General features: G+C 58.8%; 17 protein-coding genes. 10 read left to right on the forward strand and 7 right to left on the reverse strand.

The window, feature by feature from the left end; genetic code table 11:
* Positions 1–32: 32 nt before the first annotated feature.
* Entirely contained in the window at positions 33–1,118 is a 1,086-nt protein-coding gene (locus AFK24_RS17850) for an FAD:protein FMN transferase (protein ID WP_080482206.1), read from the forward strand.
* A 122-nt stretch (positions 1,119–1,240) separates the two neighbouring features.
* A complete protein-coding gene (sthA, locus tag AFK24_RS17855) occupies positions 1,241–2,635 on the forward strand; it encodes a Si-specific NAD(P)(+) transhydrogenase (protein WP_020294116.1) in 1,395 nt (464 codons plus the stop codon).
* A 42-nt stretch (positions 2,636–2,677) separates the two neighbouring features.
* Here sthA and AFK24_RS17860 read toward each other — a convergent pair whose 3' ends face one another.
* Positions 2,678–3,400, reverse strand: a complete 723-nt coding sequence (locus AFK24_RS17860) for a glycerophosphodiester phosphodiesterase (RefSeq protein ID WP_065834484.1) — start codon at positions 3,398–3,400, stop codon at positions 2,678–2,680.
* Positions 3,401–3,477: 77 nt separating this feature from the next.
* The gene (locus AFK24_RS17865; RefSeq protein ID WP_065834485.1) at positions 3,478–4,071 is read right to left on the reverse strand and encodes a PilZ domain-containing protein; all 594 of its coding nucleotides are present in this window, start codon (positions 4,069–4,071) and stop codon (positions 3,478–3,480) included.
* A gap of 126 nt (positions 4,072–4,197) precedes the next feature.
* Here AFK24_RS17865 and AFK24_RS17870 point away from each other — a divergent pair, with 126 nt between their 5' ends.
* From AFK24_RS17870 to AFK24_RS17880, 3 genes are all read left to right on the forward strand, one after another.
* Complete coding sequence (locus AFK24_RS17870) at positions 4,198–5,448, forward strand: lipoprotein-releasing ABC transporter permease subunit (protein ID WP_065834486.1); 1,251 nt, start codon at positions 4,198–4,200, stop codon at positions 5,446–5,448.
* Positions 5,449–5,455: 7 nt separating this feature from the next.
* Positions 5,456–6,139, forward strand: coding sequence for a lipoprotein-releasing ABC transporter ATP-binding protein LolD (gene lolD, locus AFK24_RS17875; protein ID WP_170826355.1), 684 nt, complete (start codon positions 5,456–5,458; stop codon positions 6,137–6,139).
* Between the two features lie 72 nt (positions 6,140–6,211).
* Positions 6,212–7,456 carry a lipoprotein-releasing ABC transporter permease subunit gene (locus AFK24_RS17880; protein ID WP_065834488.1) on the forward strand — a complete coding sequence of 415 codons (1,245 nt, stop codon included), beginning with the start codon at positions 6,212–6,214 and terminating at the stop codon, positions 7,454–7,456.
* Between the two features lie 168 nt (positions 7,457–7,624).
* Here the strand turns inward: AFK24_RS17880 and AFK24_RS17885 are convergent, their stop codons facing one another.
* Entirely contained in the window at positions 7,625–8,977 is a 1,353-nt protein-coding gene (locus AFK24_RS17885) for a heavy metal sensor histidine kinase (protein WP_170826356.1), read from the reverse strand.
* Complete coding sequence (locus tag AFK24_RS17890; protein WP_065834489.1) at positions 8,974–9,654, reverse strand: heavy metal response regulator transcription factor; 681 nt, start codon at positions 9,652–9,654, stop codon at positions 8,974–8,976. Before AFK24_RS17890 ends, AFK24_RS17885 begins: the two co-directional genes overlap by 4 nt.
* Before the next feature lie 152 nt (positions 9,655–9,806).
* On the opposite strand from AFK24_RS17890, the gene AFK24_RS17895 reads away from it, so the two are divergent.
* Positions 9,807–10,331, forward strand: a complete 525-nt coding sequence (locus tag AFK24_RS17895; RefSeq protein ID WP_065834490.1) for a cupredoxin domain-containing protein — start codon at positions 9,807–9,809, stop codon at positions 10,329–10,331.
* A 73-nt stretch (positions 10,332–10,404) separates the two neighbouring features.
* Entirely contained in the window at positions 10,405–11,235 is an 831-nt protein-coding gene (queF, locus tag AFK24_RS17900) for an NADPH-dependent 7-cyano-7-deazaguanine reductase QueF (protein WP_065834491.1), read from the forward strand.
* Between the two features lie 107 nt (positions 11,236–11,342).
* On the opposite strand, the gene AFK24_RS17905 is transcribed toward queF, so the two are convergent.
* Together AFK24_RS17905 and AFK24_RS17910 are read right to left on the reverse strand one after the other, a co-directional pair.
* Positions 11,343–11,606 (reverse strand): DUF4404 family protein, encoded by a 264-nt coding sequence (locus AFK24_RS17905; protein WP_065834492.1) that lies wholly within the window; start codon positions 11,604–11,606, stop codon positions 11,343–11,345.
* Positions 11,607–11,731: 125 nt separating this feature from the next.
* Positions 11,732–12,337 (reverse strand): phosphatase, encoded by a 606-nt coding sequence (locus AFK24_RS17910; RefSeq protein WP_065834493.1) that lies wholly within the window; start codon positions 12,335–12,337, stop codon positions 11,732–11,734.
* Positions 12,338–12,543: 206 nt separating this feature from the next.
* On the opposite strand from AFK24_RS17910, the gene AFK24_RS17915 reads away from it, so the two are divergent.
* Positions 12,544–13,245: an MlaA family lipoprotein gene (locus tag AFK24_RS17915; protein ID WP_065834494.1), complete on the forward strand. Its 702-nt coding sequence runs from the start codon at positions 12,544–12,546 to the stop codon at positions 13,243–13,245.
* Positions 13,246–13,324: 79 nt separating this feature from the next.
* Here AFK24_RS17915 and AFK24_RS17920 read toward each other — a convergent pair whose 3' ends face one another.
* Positions 13,325–13,624 carry a PilZ domain-containing protein gene (locus tag AFK24_RS17920; RefSeq protein WP_065834495.1) on the reverse strand — a complete coding sequence of 100 codons (300 nt, stop codon included), beginning with the start codon at positions 13,622–13,624 and terminating at the stop codon, positions 13,325–13,327.
* A 264-nt stretch (positions 13,625–13,888) separates the two neighbouring features.
* On the opposite strand from AFK24_RS17920, the gene rssB reads away from it, so the two are divergent.
* Positions 13,889–15,073 (forward strand): two-component system response regulator RssB, encoded by a 1,185-nt coding sequence (gene rssB, locus AFK24_RS17925; RefSeq protein WP_065834496.1) that lies wholly within the window; start codon positions 13,889–13,891, stop codon positions 15,071–15,073.
* A complete protein-coding gene (gene rssC / locus AFK24_RS17930; protein ID WP_020294101.1) occupies positions 15,070–15,552 on the forward strand; it encodes an anti-sigma factor antagonist RssC in 483 nt (160 codons plus the stop codon). The genes rssB and rssC overlap by 4 nt, the downstream gene beginning before the upstream one ends.
* Positions 15,553–15,596: the final 44 nt, after the last annotated feature.

The following is a 15,596-nucleotide window of genomic DNA, read 5'->3' on the forward strand; positions in this document are numbered from 1 at the left end:
TCTCACATCGTTTCGTTGAACAGGGCGGTCTTTTGAACTTGCGGAAACTGGAGTGGCTGCGCGGTTGTGTCTTCGGGCTTTTGTCAGCCGGTCTGGCTGGTTGTGATTCAGGAGCTGATCCGGGGACGCAGGGTTCCCGGCTGGAAAGTTTCGGCGGGCCGACCATGGGCAGCAGCTATTCGGTCAGCTATGTACGCCGGGCCGATCAGCCCGATGTGGCCGCGGTGCAGCCCGAAGTCCAGGCCATACTGGCCGAAGTCGACCGGCAAATGTCCACCTGGCGCAGCGATTCGGACATCGAGCGCTTCAACGCTTTGCCCGCCGACAGTTGCCAGGCGATGCCGGAGCCGGTTCTGCAGCTGGTTCGCCTCGGCGAGCAGTTGTCTCAGACAAGCGAAGGGCGCTACGACCTGACTGTCGAGCCTTTGATGAATCTGTGGGGCTTCGGCCCGCAATCCCGAACGGAGCAAGTGCCGGACGCTGACCAGTTGGCTCAGGCGCGGCTGCGCGTCGGTCATCAGCATTTGCGCATCGAGGACCAACGTTTGTGCAAGGATGCGGCGGTGGAAGTCGACTTCAACAGCATCGCGGCCGGCTATGCGGTTGACCGGATCAGTGCTCGAATTCAAGCCATGGGTATCAATGATTATCTGGTCGAGGCCACCGGCGAGCTCAAGGCCGTGGGCAAAAAGGCCGACGGCTCGCCCTGGCTTATAGGGCTGGAACAGCCCCGCGATGATCAGCGGATTGCCCAGCGCGTCATCGCCGTTGATGGTTATGGGGTTTCCACGTCCGGTGACTACCGCAAGTATTTCCTGCGCGACGGTCATCGCTATTCTCACACCCTGGATGCGTTGACCGGTGCGCCGGTCGAGCATGCGTTGGCGTCGGTCACCGTCATGCATTCTTCGGCATTGATGGCTGATGGGCTGTCGACCTTGCTGCTGATTCTCGGCCCGGAGCGCGGTTGGGATTACGCCGAACAGCACCATATCGCTGCTTTTTTTGTGATTCGTGACGACAAGGGCTTTATCATTCGCAGCAATCGCGCTTTTGATCAGTTGTCTGGAGGTGATGCAGTGCCGACAAAATTGGCTAACGACGCGACCAAGGGTTAATGTTCCCCGCCTCGGCGCAGGTTTAGACTGCGCCCCAAGTTTCGATCCTTCATGTCGCTGGCCGCGATGTGATTTAGCCAGAGATGCCAGAGTGGCAGCTCGGCCTGTTCTAAGGAGTACGCATGGCTGTCTACAACTACGACGTAGTGGTACTGGGTTCCGGCCCTGCTGGTGAAGGCGCGGCAATGAATGCCGCCAAGGCGGGGCGCAAGGTCGCGATGGTCGATAGCCGTCGGCAGGTCGGCGGCAATTGCACTCACCTGGGAACCATCCCGTCCAAGGCATTGCGTCATTCGGTCAAGCAGATCATTCACTTCAACACCAACCCGATGTTCCGGGCCATTGGCGAGCCGCGCTGGTTTTCGTTTCCGGATGTGTTGAAAAACGCCGAAATCGTCATCGCCAAACAAGTTTCGTCGCGCACCGGCTACTACGCCCGCAACCGCGTTGATGTGTTCTTCGGCACCGGCAGTTTCGCTGACGAACGCAGCATCGATGTGGTGTGCTCCAACGGCGTCGTGGAAAAACTCGTCGCCAACCAGATCATCATCGCCACAGGCTCGCGACCTTATCGTCCAGCCGATATCGATTTTTCCCACAAGCGTATCTACGACAGCGACACCATCCTCAGCCTGGGCCACACCCCGCGCAAACTGATCATCTATGGCGCTGGTGTCATCGGCTGTGAATACGCCTCGATCTTCAGCGGACTGGGGGTGATGGTCGAGCTGGTAGACAACCGCGACCAGTTGCTGAGCTTCCTGGATTCGGAAATTTCCCAGGCGTTGAGTTATCACTTCAGCAACAACAACGTGATGGTTCGCCACAACGAAGAGTATGAAAAGGTCGAAGGCCTGGATAACGGCGTGATCCTGCACCTCAAATCCGGCAAGAAGATCAAGGCCGATGCCTTGCTCTGGTGCAACGGCCGTACCGGCAACACCGACAAGCTGGGCCTGGAGAACGTCGGCATCAAGGCCAACGGCCGTGGCCAGATCGAAGTCGACGATAACTATCGCACCAGCGTGCAGAACATCTATGGCGCAGGCGATGTGATTGGCTGGCCGAGCCTGGCCAGTGCTGCGTATGACCAGGGGCGTTCAGCGGCCGGCAGCGTGGTCGATAACGGCAGCTGGCGTTATGTGAATGATGTGCCTACCGGGATTTACACGATTCCGGAGATCAGCTCCATCGGCAAGAACGAACACGAGCTGACCCAGGCCAAGGTGCCGTACGAAGTGGGCAAGGCGTTCTTCAAGGGCATGGCGCGGGCGCAGATTTCCGGCGAGCGGGTCGGCATGCTGAAGATCCTGTTCCACCGTGAAACCCTGGAAGTGCTGGGCGTGCATTGCTTCGGCGACCAGGCGTCCGAGATCGTCCACATCGGCCAGGCAATCATGAACCAGCCCGGCGAAGCCAACACCATGAAGTATTTCGTCAACACCACGTTCAACTACCCGACCATGGCCGAAGCCTATCGGGTCGCTGCTTATGATGGCCTCAACCGGCTTTTTTAAGCGACTCCGGCCGGTGGCCTGAGCCGGCCGGGGAGACCGATTTCAGTAATTCCCGAGCGTGGCGCTGGCCAAACCGGGAAAGTCTGTAATCAGGCTGTCTACGCCGAAGTCGGCGAGCCTGCGCATCAGCGCGGGTTCGTTGACTGTCCAGACCGACACATGCAAACCCTGATTCTGGGCTTTCTTCAGCCGCTCCGGGGTGCACAGCGTCCAGTTCAACGCCAGAATCTCGCAGCCATAGCTTTGCGCGACCTTCAATGGGTCCAGCCAGGCATATTCGGCCACCAGTCCGCGGGCGATATCCGGCGTCAGGTCCAATGCCGCACGCAATACTTCCCGTGAACTCGACGTGATGGTGATCTTGTCCAAGAGGCCATGGCGTTGCGCAAGTTCGCGGATCGCCAGCACTGTCGTGGCCGCACGGGTGCGCGAGGCGCTTTTGACTTCCAGCTGCCAATGTTCGAAGTCGCATTTCTCGAACAGTTCTTCGAGGGTCGGAATCGGGCAAGGATTGACCCAGCCCGGGCCGCCTTTGCGCGCGTCGTAAGTCACCAGATCCGCCGCCAGATTTTCGTTGACCTTGCCGCGTCGGTCGGTGGTGCGTTTGAGGGTCGGATCGTGGATGACCATCAATTCCCCGTCACGGGACAAGTGCAAATCCAGTTCGCAACGGCGCACGCCGTGCTTGAGACATTCCTGGAAACTGGTCAGGGTGTTTTCCGGTGCTTCGCCTTTGGCGCCGCGGTGGCCGTAAATAAGGGTCACGTTTACTCCTGGTGGCCTTCAAGGCGTCATTCTTGCTGCGAGTGCAGTCAGGTCTATCTGGGAAATGGGCAGAATGTTCAGCGATTGGCGGCCGGCAATTCCTGCTGCTCAAGCGCCTGACGTCGCTGCTGGGCTTGTCGTTGCAAGATGTATCGGGCAAGCAGCTGACGTTGCGAGTCAGGCAGCTCGATGAACTCGGTACCGACGTCGAATTCGCCGCCCGCCAGAGCATCGCAATGGGTGACTTTGGCGTGCAGCATCAAAGCCGACGCCTGCGGCATCAGCACCATTTTGATCGACAGTTGCGCATCGATTGCGTACGCCTGTGGCGACGAAAATTGCACGCCGCCTTCAGAAATGATCACTGGCTGCGGGGCGCCCAGCTTGGCAAGCGCCGTTTGCGCGACCACCTGGCCGAGCAGGTCGATGCGTTTGCTCAACGATTTGAGCAGACTGCTCAACACCCGGTCACGCTCGTCCAGCTGACGCAGCAAATGCTGGGACTCGAACTCATTGATGTGCAGTTCGCTGAGCAGCTCAAAGAGGCCTGAGGTCTCGCGCATGGCTTTCAGGTCGGCCGCACCGGCACCGGCCAGCAGGTTAATTTCCAGTGCGACACTGTCCTCGATACGGTAGTATTCGCGGCGTTCTTCTTCATCTAATGTCGACATGGCGAACCCATGGTAGCGGCGGTTGTCATAGTGGTTGCTCAGCAGTACCTAGAATGTTTTCGAGTGTAGAGCTGCGCGCCAAGGCCCGCCACAAGGACGTTCCCATTCCTCCGAACAAGTCCCTAAATGTTCAGACCTCTTTTTGTATTCATCGGCACGCGTTATACCCGTGCAAAACGCCGTAACCATTTCGTCTCCTTTATTTCGCTGACTTCCATGATCGGGCTCGCCCTTGGCGTAGTGGTGATGATAGTCGTGTTATCGGTCATGAACGGTTTCGATCACGAAATGCGTACCCGCGTTCTTGGCATGGTGCCGCACGCGACCATCGAGTCCGCCGAGCCCATCAGCGACTGGAAAGCCCTGGCCGACAAGGTCCAGCGCAATCCGCAGGTGCTGGCCGTTGCGCCGTTCACCCAGATGCAGGGCCTGCTGACCAGCAATGGCAACGTGCAAAAAGTCCTGCTCAATGCCATCGACCCGGTTCAGGAACGTAAAGTTTCGATCATCGACAACTTCATGAAGCAGGGCAAACTCGACGATCTGACCCCCGGCAGCTTCGGCATCGTCATTGGCGACAAGGCCGCGACCAAGCTGGGCGTGAAGATGGGCGACAAGCTGACCTTCGTTGCACCGGAAGTTACGGTGACGCCGGCAGGCATGTTCCCGCGCATGAAGCGCTTCACGGTGGTCGGCATTTTCCATGTTGGCGCTGGCGAACTGGACGGCTACCTGGGCCTGACCAATCTGGATGACATTGCCAAGCTGCATCGCTGGAAGCCCGAGCAGGTGCAAGGTCTGCGCCTCAAGTTCGACGACCTGTTCAAGGCACCGCGTACCGCTTATGAGATCGCGCAAACCCTCGGCGAGCATCAGTATTACGCCCGTGACTGGACACGCACCCACGGCAATCTGTATCAGGCGATCCGTATGGAAAAAGCCATGATCGGCCTGCTGCTGTTGCTGATCGTCGCCGTCGCCGCGTTCAACATCATTTCCACGCTGGTCATGGTGGTGAACGACAAGAAGGGCGATATCGCCATCCTGCGCACGCTGGGTTCCACGCCAGGACAGATCATGGCGATCTTCATGGTGCAGGGCACCGTGATCGGCGTGGTCGGGACGCTCATTGGCGCCGTGCTCGGGATTTTTGCCGCGCTGAACGTCAGTGCCGCGATTTCCGCCCTCGAAGGCCTGATCGGCCACAAGTTTCTCAATGCCGACGTGTACTTCATCGACTACCTGCCATCGCAGTTGTTGGCCGAAGATGTATTGCTGGTCTGCGGTGCCGCATTGATCCTGAGTTTTCTCGCCACCTTGTATCCGGCCTGGCGCGCAGCGCGCACGCAGCCGGCGGAGGCGTTACGTTATGAGTGAGTCGGGCATGAGTGATAAAGCAGTATTGAGTTGCCGTAACCTGGGCAAGTCCTACGAGGAAGGTCCGGAATCGGTGGTGGTTCTGGCCAACCTGCAGCTTGAGTTGTTTCCGGGTGAGCGCGTGGCCATTGTCGGCAGTTCCGGTTCCGGCAAGAGTACCTTGCTGAACATGCTCGGCGGGCTGGACACGCCGTCTGCCGGCAGTGTCTGGCTGGCCGGTGAAGAACTCTCGGCGCTGGGCGAAAAAGCCCGTGGCCTGCTGCGTAACCGCTCGCTGGGTTTCGTCTATCAGTTTCACCATTTGCTGCCCGAGTTCACCGCGCTGGAAAACGTCTGCATGCCGCTGCTGATCGGCAAGACCGCGATCCCGAAAGCCCGGCAACAGGCCACGGCGCTACTGGAGCGCGTTGGCCTGGGGCATCGTTTGCAGCACAAGCCTTCGGAACTGTCCGGCGGTGAACGTCAGCGCGTGGCGATTGCCCGTGCGCTGGTCAACCAGCCGGGTCTGGTGATGCTCGACGAGCCGACCGGCAACCTCGACCATCACACCGCACAAGGTATTCAGGATCTGATGCTGGAGTTGAGCACCTCGTCGCGCACCGCGTTTCTGGTGGTGACCCACGATATGAGCCTGGCGCGGCAGATGGATCGCGTGTTGCGTCTGGAGGACGGCCACCTGGTCGCCGCCTGATCGCGCAACCCGGCGCAGCTGAGCGCGCCGGGTCACTTTTTCTGCGGCATTTTTTGCTACGGTGTTATTCGAATGTTCCGACCGTTATCGATTTTCATAGGCGCGCGCTACACCCGTGCCAAGCGCCGCAACCGATTTGTCTCGTTCATTTCCATGACCTCGATGATCGGGCTGGCGCTGGGCGTGCTGGCGATGATCGTCGTGCTGTCGGTGATGAATGGCTTCCAGCGCGAAATGAGCTCGCGGATTCTCGGCATGGTGCCCCACGCGGTCATCGCTGGCGTGACGCCGCTGGACGACTGGAAGCCCGTCGCTGCCGCCGCCTTGAAGAACCCGGAAGTGACCGCCGCCGTGCCGTTTACGGAAATGGAAGGCATGCTTTCCTATAAAGGCTCGATGCAACCGATTCAAATCAGCGGCGTTGATCCTGCGCTGGAGCACGAAGTCTCGATCGTTGCGCAGCACATCGTGCAAGGCAAACTCGAAGATCTGAAAGCCGGTGAATTCGGTGTGGTCGTCGGCGAGCTGACCGCCCGGCGTTTTCGTCTCAATGTCGGCGACAAACTGACCCTGATCGTTCCTGAAGTCAGCAGCGCACCGGGCGGGATTACCCCGCGCCTGCAGCGTTTGACTGTGGTTGGCGTGTTCAAGGTCGGCGCCGAACTCGATGGCTCGATGGCGTTGATCAACGTCGCTGACGCCGCGCAGATGCAGCGCTGGCAGCCCAATCAGGTGCAAGGCGTGCGTCTGGCTCTGAAAGATTTGTACGCTGCGCCACAAGTGTCCAGCCAGATCGCCACCGGGCTGGGCGCTGATTATCGCGCCGATGACTGGACTCACACCCAGGGCAGCCTGTTCAGCGCCATGAAAATGGAAAAGACCATGATCGGTCTGCTGTTGCTGATGATCGTCGCCGTGGCCGCGTTCAACATTATCGCGACGCTGATCATGGTGGTGAACGACAAGGGCGCGGACATCGCGATCCTGCGCACCCTTGGCGCCACACCAGGGCAAATCATGGCGATCTTCGTGGTGCAGGGCACGGTGATCGGTATCGTCGGAACCTTGGTCGGTGGCGTACTCGGCGTGATCGCCGCCATCAACGTCAGCAGTCTGGTGGGCTGGTTGGAGCGGGTCAGCGGCCAGCATATCTTCAGTTCCGATGTGTATTTCATCAATAACCTGCCTTCGGAGCTGCAAGCCGGCGACGTGCTGCTGATCTGCAGCGCCGGTTTCATCCTCAGCTTCCTTGCCACGGTCTACCCGGCCTGGCGCGCGGCGCAGATCCAGCCGGCGCATGCGTTGCGGTATGAGTAACCTGCGGGGCTAGACACATATGCGGATCGTTGGAGCGTGGCTTGCCCGCGAATCAGGCGCCTCGGTGCCCCAGATCTACCGCGTCATCGTTCTTCGCAGGCAAGCCGCGCTCCAACGGGGCCGGTGTTTGCTTCGCGACAGCGCGGCATCAAGACGACGGGGAATCTCCTACAACGGCAACTCAATCACAAACCGCGTCACGCCCCTGGCTGACTCACAGCGAATCCTCCCGCCATGGGCCTGGATGATCGAGCGGGTGATCGCCAGACCCAATCCCGCATGTTCATTGCTTTCGCGACGGGCCGGGTCGGCGCGGTAGAAACGATCGAACAGGCGCGGCAGAATCTCTGGGGCAATCGTCGGGCCGCTGTTTTCGATACTGATCGCAACTTCATCCCGCGTACTGCCAAGCTTTACCGACACGTAACCGCCTGCCGGAGTAAAGCGCAGGGCGTTGTCCAGCAGATTGGAAAACACCCGACGCAGCATCGTGCGGTCGCCAGCGAGGGTGGCTTGGCCTTCGCAACTCATGCTGACCTGCGCGTCTTCGGCCAGAGGCGCGAAGTACTCAAGCACCGCGCTGGCTTCCTCATGCAGCTGCAAGCGTTCGCGCACCGGAATCAGCAAGCCATGTTCGGCCTTGGCCAGGTACAGCATGTCATTGACCATCTGCGCCATGCCTTGCACTTCTTCCAGATTGCCCAGCAACGCCTCACGATAATCTTCCAGTGGGCGTTCCCGGGTCAGGATGACCTGGGTGTGGGTCAGCAAATTGGATAACGGCGTGCGCAACTCATGGGCGATGTCGGCGGAAAATGCCGAGAGCCGCTGAAAGGCATCATCCAGCCGACCGAGCATGGCGTTGAAGGCCAGGGTCAGTTCCGCCAGCTCGCTGGGCATTTGCTCTTGCGGCAGGCGGGTGGTGAGCGAGCTGGCCGAAACGCTGGCGGCGATCTGGCTCATCTGGCGCAGCGGGCGTAATCCACTGCGCGCCGCCCAGGCGCCGAGTAACGCAGTGGCCAGCGCTGACAGGCCGATGGTCAGCCAGATCAAACGCTGCATGCGTTGCAGGAAGTGCTGGTGATGGGTGATATCGAGCATCAATGTCAGCTGTGGCGAATCAGCTGATTGCTCCTGCAACGGCACGCTATAGATACGATAGGCCGCCTCGGAGTCACTGAGCGTGTGCAGTCCCGAGTGAGCAAGTTGCTCGACCTTCAGGTTTGAATTATCGAACCACATCGCCCCATCGCCGCCAGTGACCCGCAAGGCCAGGTCCGGTTGACGGCCCAGTTCCGCGCGCAGTTGCGCTTCCCGGGTGATGAATCCTTCACGAGTCGATACCCCGCTCAACACGCTGCGCAACTGCGGCAGTTTGCTGTCGAGCAATTGCTGGTCCAGTTCCATGAAATGCGTTTCGCTGGCGTGATTGAACAGCACGCCGGCGGTCAGGGAAACCACTGCAGTGCAGGCCGCGAACAGCAACGCCAGACGGCTGGCGAGGGAAATCCGGCGGATCATGGTGCGCGCTCTTCAAGCACATAGCCCATGCCACGCACGGTATGAATGAGTTTGTTGGGGAAATCGTCATCGATTTTCAGGCGCAGGCGGCGTATCGCCACTTCGATCACATTGGTGTCGCTGTCGAAATTCATGTCCCAGACTTGCGAAGCAATCAGCGACTTGGGCAGCACTTCGCCCTGGCGGCGCATGAGCAATTCGAGCAGCGCGAATTCCTTGGCGGTCAGGTCGATGCGTCGGGTGTCGCGTTCGACCCGCCGACGCAGCAAGTCCAGGCGCAGGTCCGCGAGCTGTAAATGGGTTTCCTGAGCGGCGCTGCTGCCACGACGCAGCAAGGTGCGCACCCTGGCGAGCAATTCGGAGAAGGCAAAAGGCTTGATCAAATAGTCATCGGCGCCCAGTTCCAGGCCCTTTACCCGATCTTCCACGGCATCCCGCGCGGTCAAAAACAGCACGGGGGTTTCCAGACCAGCGCTGCGCACGGCTTGCAGAATCTGCCAGCCGCTGCGCCCTGGCAGCATGACGTCGAGAATCAACAGTGCGTAATCGCCGGTCAGTGCCAGGTGTTGGCCGCTGGTGCCGTCAGCCACCAGTTCGGTGCTGAAACCGGCTTCGCTCAAGCCTTGACGCAGGTAATGGCCGGTTTTCGGTTGATCTTCGACGATCAGTAATTTCATGAGTGACTCATACGCTTCAACGAAGGCTGCTTTATAGCGCGGGCGGTGTGTGCGGGCGCGAAGCTGACAAAGTTGTAATCTTGCCGTCAGCTCGTTGCCAGTGCCCGGCTTGTAATGTGTGACGATTGATTGTCGCTCATTTGGAGACACCTATGCGTTCCCTCGCTCGCCTCACGCTGGTCGTTGCAATGCTGGCCGCAAGTCAGCCCTTGCTCGCATCGCCCGTGTCGTCTTTTGACTTCGGCCATGCTGCGCCTGCGGCTCAGGCGACCCGTACCGTTGAGCTGATGCTGGGCGATATGTATTTCGAGCCCAAATCCGTGCAGGTCAAAGCCGGTGAAACCGTGCGCTTCGTGCTGGTCAACAAAGGCCAGTTGCTGCACGAGTTCAATCTCGGCGATGCGGCCATGCACGCGCGTCATCAGCAGGAAATGCTCAAGATGCAGGAAAGCGGCATGCTGACGCCAACCGCAATGAGCCATAAGGACATGGCGCATGAGATGGGCAATGGCAAGATGGCAATGCAGCATGACGATCCCAACAGCGTGTTCGTCGAACCGGGTAAAACCGCCGAGTTGACCTGGACCTTCGCCAAAGCCAGCGACCTGGAATTTGCCTGCAATATCCCCGGCCATTATCAGGCCGGGATGGTGGGCAAGCTGACGATCACCGAGTAGTCGCTGAAAACCGGACATAAAGTCTATAAACTGCCGGTCTATTCCGTCCGCTTCATGTGATCCAGGTACCGTCATGCATCCCGCAGCCGAACACTCGCCGCTGGGCAAGTCCAGTGAATACATCGCCACCTACACGCCGTCGCTGCTGTTTCCCATCCCTCGCGCTGCCAAATGGGCCGAGTTGGGACTGACGGCGCAGACCTTGCCGTATCAGGGTGTCGACTTCTGGAACTGTTTCGAATTGTCTTGGCTGCTGCCTTCCGGCAAGCCGGTGGTGGCGATTGCCGAGTTCAGTATTCCCGCGAGTTCGCCGAATATCATCGAATCCAAATCCTTCAAGCTGTACCTGAACTCGCTGAACCAGACGCCGTTCGCCGATCGCGCCGAACTGGTTGCCACGCTTAAAAAGGATCTGTCCGCAGCAGCGGGCAAACCGGTGGGCGTGCGGATTCGCAGTCTGGCCGATATCGAGGCTGAGGGCGTCGCGGCGCTGCCGGGCGTTTGCATTGATGATCTGGACGTGACGATTCACAGCTACGATCGCCCGCAACCTGAATTACTGCGTTGCGATGATTCGCGCGTGGTGGAGGAGGCGGTACACAGTCACTTGCTCAAATCCAATTGCCCGGTGACCAGTCAGCCGGATTGGGGCAGCGTTGCGGTGGAGTACCGGGGCGCTGCCCTGGATCACGCGAGCCTGTTGGCGTACATCGTGAGCTTCAGGCAACATTCGGATTTTCACGAGCAATGTGTCGAACGTATCTTTCTGGATCTGCAACGCCTGCTCAAGCCGGAAAAACTGACTGTCTACGCGCGTTACGTGCGCCGTGGCGGGCTGGATATCAACCCGTATCGCAGCACCGAAACGATCAGTTTCGAGAATCGCCGGCTGGCGCGGCAGTAAACCGGAATTTGTTGGAGCGAGGCTTGCCCGCGAAGAACGATAACGCGGTGAGTCTGGCGCACCGAGGTGATCTGATTCGCGGGCAAGCCTCGCTCCAACGAGCTGAATCAAATCCCGATATTGCCCAGTGTCACGATGATGTTGCGCAAGGTCCCGGCAATGCCTGGGTGGTCAAGTTCAAAGCGCTCTACCGCCAGGTTGACGTCGTCGGCAAGATTGGAATCCTGAGTGGCGCTTTCCAGTTCGATTTGCGATTCAATCTGTTGCATCAGCTGATGCAGGTTGTCGCGCTCGCTCTCGGACAGCGGCGGGTTCTGCTCCAGTTGCTCGCGCAGGGTGTTGAGTTGTTCTTGCAGTTCGCGGGCAGGCATGACGTGCTCCTTCATTGATAAGTCTGTCCCATGGACCTCGTCGCCGGGCGAAAGGTCCGCTATGGGTGTAAGACTAATCCACTACGGCGCGGCCTGCATGATGTTGATCAACGCCGAGACACTGCTCAGGGTTTTTCGCCCTTGCTGCGGCGCAGGGCAATGTCAGCCAGGCAGGATTCAAACTCGCCCAAATGATCGATCACCGAATGCACGCCCAATGCGTAGAGCTGCAAGGTGGCCTGACCGCGACGGTATTCGCGCTCGGCATTGCTCAGTGCCTGCCACTGCGCCTGAGACACCCCGCACAGAGAGCCGCAGGACGCGAGGCCGACCGTCCATAACCCGGCGTTGAGGCCGGCCTGCAACAGTTTCGGTTCGCCACTGACCAACACGCTGCCGTCGAGCTGATCGACCCCCAGCGCCATGAGTGCCTGCCAGCAAGCGTTCGGGGCTGGCCAAGGCGTTGATGCCCTTGGCGCAGGCACGATCAATGAAGTCAGCGAGCGGGCCAGCAATTCGCTGACTGTTTCCGGTAATTCATCCAGCCACGCGCAAGGAACGCCTTGTCTGCTCAGGCCTTGCAATACCTGCAGAGCGCCCGCTGTAGCCTGGCCCTGGTCGCTGGTGATCAGCTTCTTCGAGGCCTGCGCGCCGAAATCCACCAGACAGCCACTCAGGCCGAACAATACGGCGGTAAAGGCGGGCAGGGGAGCAGTGACCGGCGCAAGCATGATGATCTCTCTGAAATACCGAGAAACGCTACTGGCCTTTTGTGACAGCGAGATGAACGTCTGATGATGGCGTATAAAATGTTTTGCGGTTCTGACAGTCCTGGCCGTCAGTGATGCTGCCTTATTTTGCCGATATGGCTTTATACTGCCCGCCTTGACGTGGGGGCGTAGCACCCGCTTGATTACTTTGACTAGGAGTGTCAGCTATGCCCGTAACCGGTGCAGGCTTTTTTGATCGTCTCGCTCAGCTGTGTTTTTGCGCCGGTGTAGCGCTGGTTCCAATGGCCGCCCAGGCTGCCGAGGAAGATCCATGGGAGGGCGTCAACCGCGCCATCTTCCGTTTCAACGATACGATCGATACCTATGCCTTGAAGCCAATCGCCCAGGGTTATCAATACGTTACACCGCAGTTTGTCGAAGACGGCGTGCATAACTTCTTCAACAACATCGGTGATGTGCGCAACCTGGCCAACAACGTTCTGCAGGCCAAACCTGCCGACGCTGGCGTGGACACGGCTCGCCTGATTTTCAACACCACTTTTGGCGTACTGGGCTTCATCGACGTGGGGACCAAAATGGGCCTGCAACGTAACGATGAAGACTTCGGTCAGACGTTGGGTTACTGGGGTGTAGGAAGCGGCCCGTTTGTGATGCTGCCATTGCTCGGCCCAAGCACGGTGCGTGACACAGTTGCGATTTATCCGGACACCTACACTTCGGCGTATCACTACATTGATCACGTACCGACCCGTAACACCGCACGCGCCGTGAACGTCGTCGACACCCGCGCCAGCCTGCTGTCGGCTGAGCGCCTGATCACCGGTGACAAATACACCTTCATCCGCAATGCGTATCTGCAGAATCGCGAGTTCAAGGTCAAGGATGGTCAGGTCAAGGACGATTTCTGATCGACCCGGCTTGAATGAATAAAGGCGACCCCAGGGTCGCCTTTATTCTTTGTGGACTGTGAGCCAGTTCCGCTGCGGCTCAGCTCATGGACACAATGGTCAGCCCCAGTTTCTGCCCGCCGTCTTCCAGGTCGGTCAGCCAGACCACTTCCGTTTCCGCTTCAAGTCCTTTGAGTGCGGCGTGCTCCGAATCGATTCTGACGCTCAGTTTGTCACCGATCTTGAAGGTGCGCGGCGCCTGCACCTGCATGCCGGAGCTGGACAAATCAATGCATACGGCGGGAATGATCTGGCCGGCGTACAGCAAGCTGATGTCGGCATCCACACGCATGCGGATGTAATCGCGCTTTTCGTCGTAGTCTCGATCATTTCGGCTCATGGTTTGTCCTTCACTTTAGTTGCTTATTTGCCTGTTCTTATAACTCTGGGTGATTTGCGATGTAAAGACGCAAAGCGACCGCCGGAGCATGCTTGAAACGCCCGGCGGATGGGAGTACCGTCTGCGCCTTGAAGGGCACCTCTGAAATGGCATGCGCAGGGCGAAAAGCACGGCGCGCGGTTCAGAGAGGCTAGAAGCGAATCCAGTAAGCTGACCCGTACAACGAGTCGTTTACGCCAACCTAATCTGGCGCCGTTTGCCCACATGCAAAAAACCAGTGCCACGCTGCTGATAATCGATGACGACGAAGTGGTGCGAGCTAGCCTCGCCGCCTATTTGGAAGACAGTGGCTTCAGCGTCCTGCAAGCGAGCAATGGCTTGCAGGGTATCGAGCTGTTCGAGAAGGAAAAGCCTGATCTGGTGATCTGCGACTTGCGCATGCCCCAGATGGGTGGACTCGAACTGATCCGTCAGGTCACCAGCCTTGCTCCCGAAACGCCGGTCATCGTCGTCTCGGGCGCCGGTGTCATGAACGACGCGGTCGAAGCGCTGCGTCTGGGTGCTGCTGATTACCTGATCAAGCCTCTTGAAGACCTTGCGGTTCTCGAGCACTCGGTCCGTCGTGCACTGGATCGCGCCCGCCTGTTGCAGGAAAACCAGGTTTATCGGCAAAAGCTCGAAACCGCCAATCGCGAACTCGAAGCCAGTCTTCATCTGTTGCAGGAAGACCAGGACGCCGGTCGCCAGGTGCAGATGAACATGTTGCCGATCAGCCCTTGGGCGATCGATGAATTCAGGTTTGCCCACGAAATCATCCCGTCGTTGTACCTGTCCGGGGATTTCGTGGATTACTTCCGCGTCGATGAACGCCGGGTTGCGTTCTATCTGGCGGATGTTTCCGGGCATGGCGCTTCTTCGGCGTTCATTACGGTGCTGCTGAAGTTCATGACCACGCGCCTGTTGTTCGAATCCAAGCGCGGTGGCACATTGCCTGAATTCAAGCCATCGGATGTGCTGGGCCATATCAACCGAGGCTTGATCAGCTGTAAGCTGGGCAAACACGTGACCATGGTGGGCGGTGTCATCGATGAAGACACCGGCAAGTTGACCTACGCGGTTGGCGGCCATTTGCCGTTGCCGGTGCTGTACACGCCGGGTGAGGCGCGTTATCTGGGTGGTCGTGGTTTGCCAGTCGGCTTGTTCAATGAGGCGACGTATCAGGACCATGAAGTTGATTTGCCGGAGTCGTTCAGCTTGACCCTGCTATCAGATGGCATTCTGGACCTTCTGCCCGGTGATACACTCAAAGAGAAAGAGGCCGTGTTACCAGAGTTGGTAAAAACGGCGGGCGGCAGCCTGGATGGCCTGCGGCAGATTTTTGGATTGGCCACGCTAGGGGAGATGCCGGATGATATCGCCTTGTTAGTGCTGAGCAGGAACCTTGAATGAGTACCGGTAGAATCCAGTTCGCCGAGCAGGACGGCACCTTCGTCCTGAAGTTCGTTGGGGAAGTGCGTCTGACCCTTTGTTCGGCTTTGGATGCGACGATTGAGCGGATCTTCACTGCGCTGAATTTTTCGGCTGTCGTCATCGATCTGACCGAAACCCGCAGCATCGACAGTACAACCCTTGGCCTGTTGGCCAAGTTGTCTATTTTGTCTCGGCAAAAGGTCGGGCTGTTGCCGACGGTCGTGACCACTCATGAAGACATCACCCGGCTTTTGCAGTCGATGGGTTTCGATCAGGTGTTCAACATCGTTGACCGTCCGATTCCGCGTCCTGAGTGTCTGACGGACCTGCCGTCCCAGGATCAATGCGAGGAAGTGGTCAAGGCCAAGGTGCTGGAAGCGCACAAGATCCTCATGGGTCTCAACGATTCCAACCGTGAAGCCTTTCACGATCTGGTCAACGCCCTGGAGCGTCACTAGGGCTCAGCGCCGAATCGCAGGCAACAAAAAGGGCGACACCCGCG

The sequence above is a fragment of the Pseudomonas syringae genome, assembly GCF_001698815.1.
Lineage (GTDB): Bacteria > Pseudomonadota > Gammaproteobacteria > Pseudomonadales > Pseudomonadaceae > Aquipseudomonas > Aquipseudomonas syringae_A.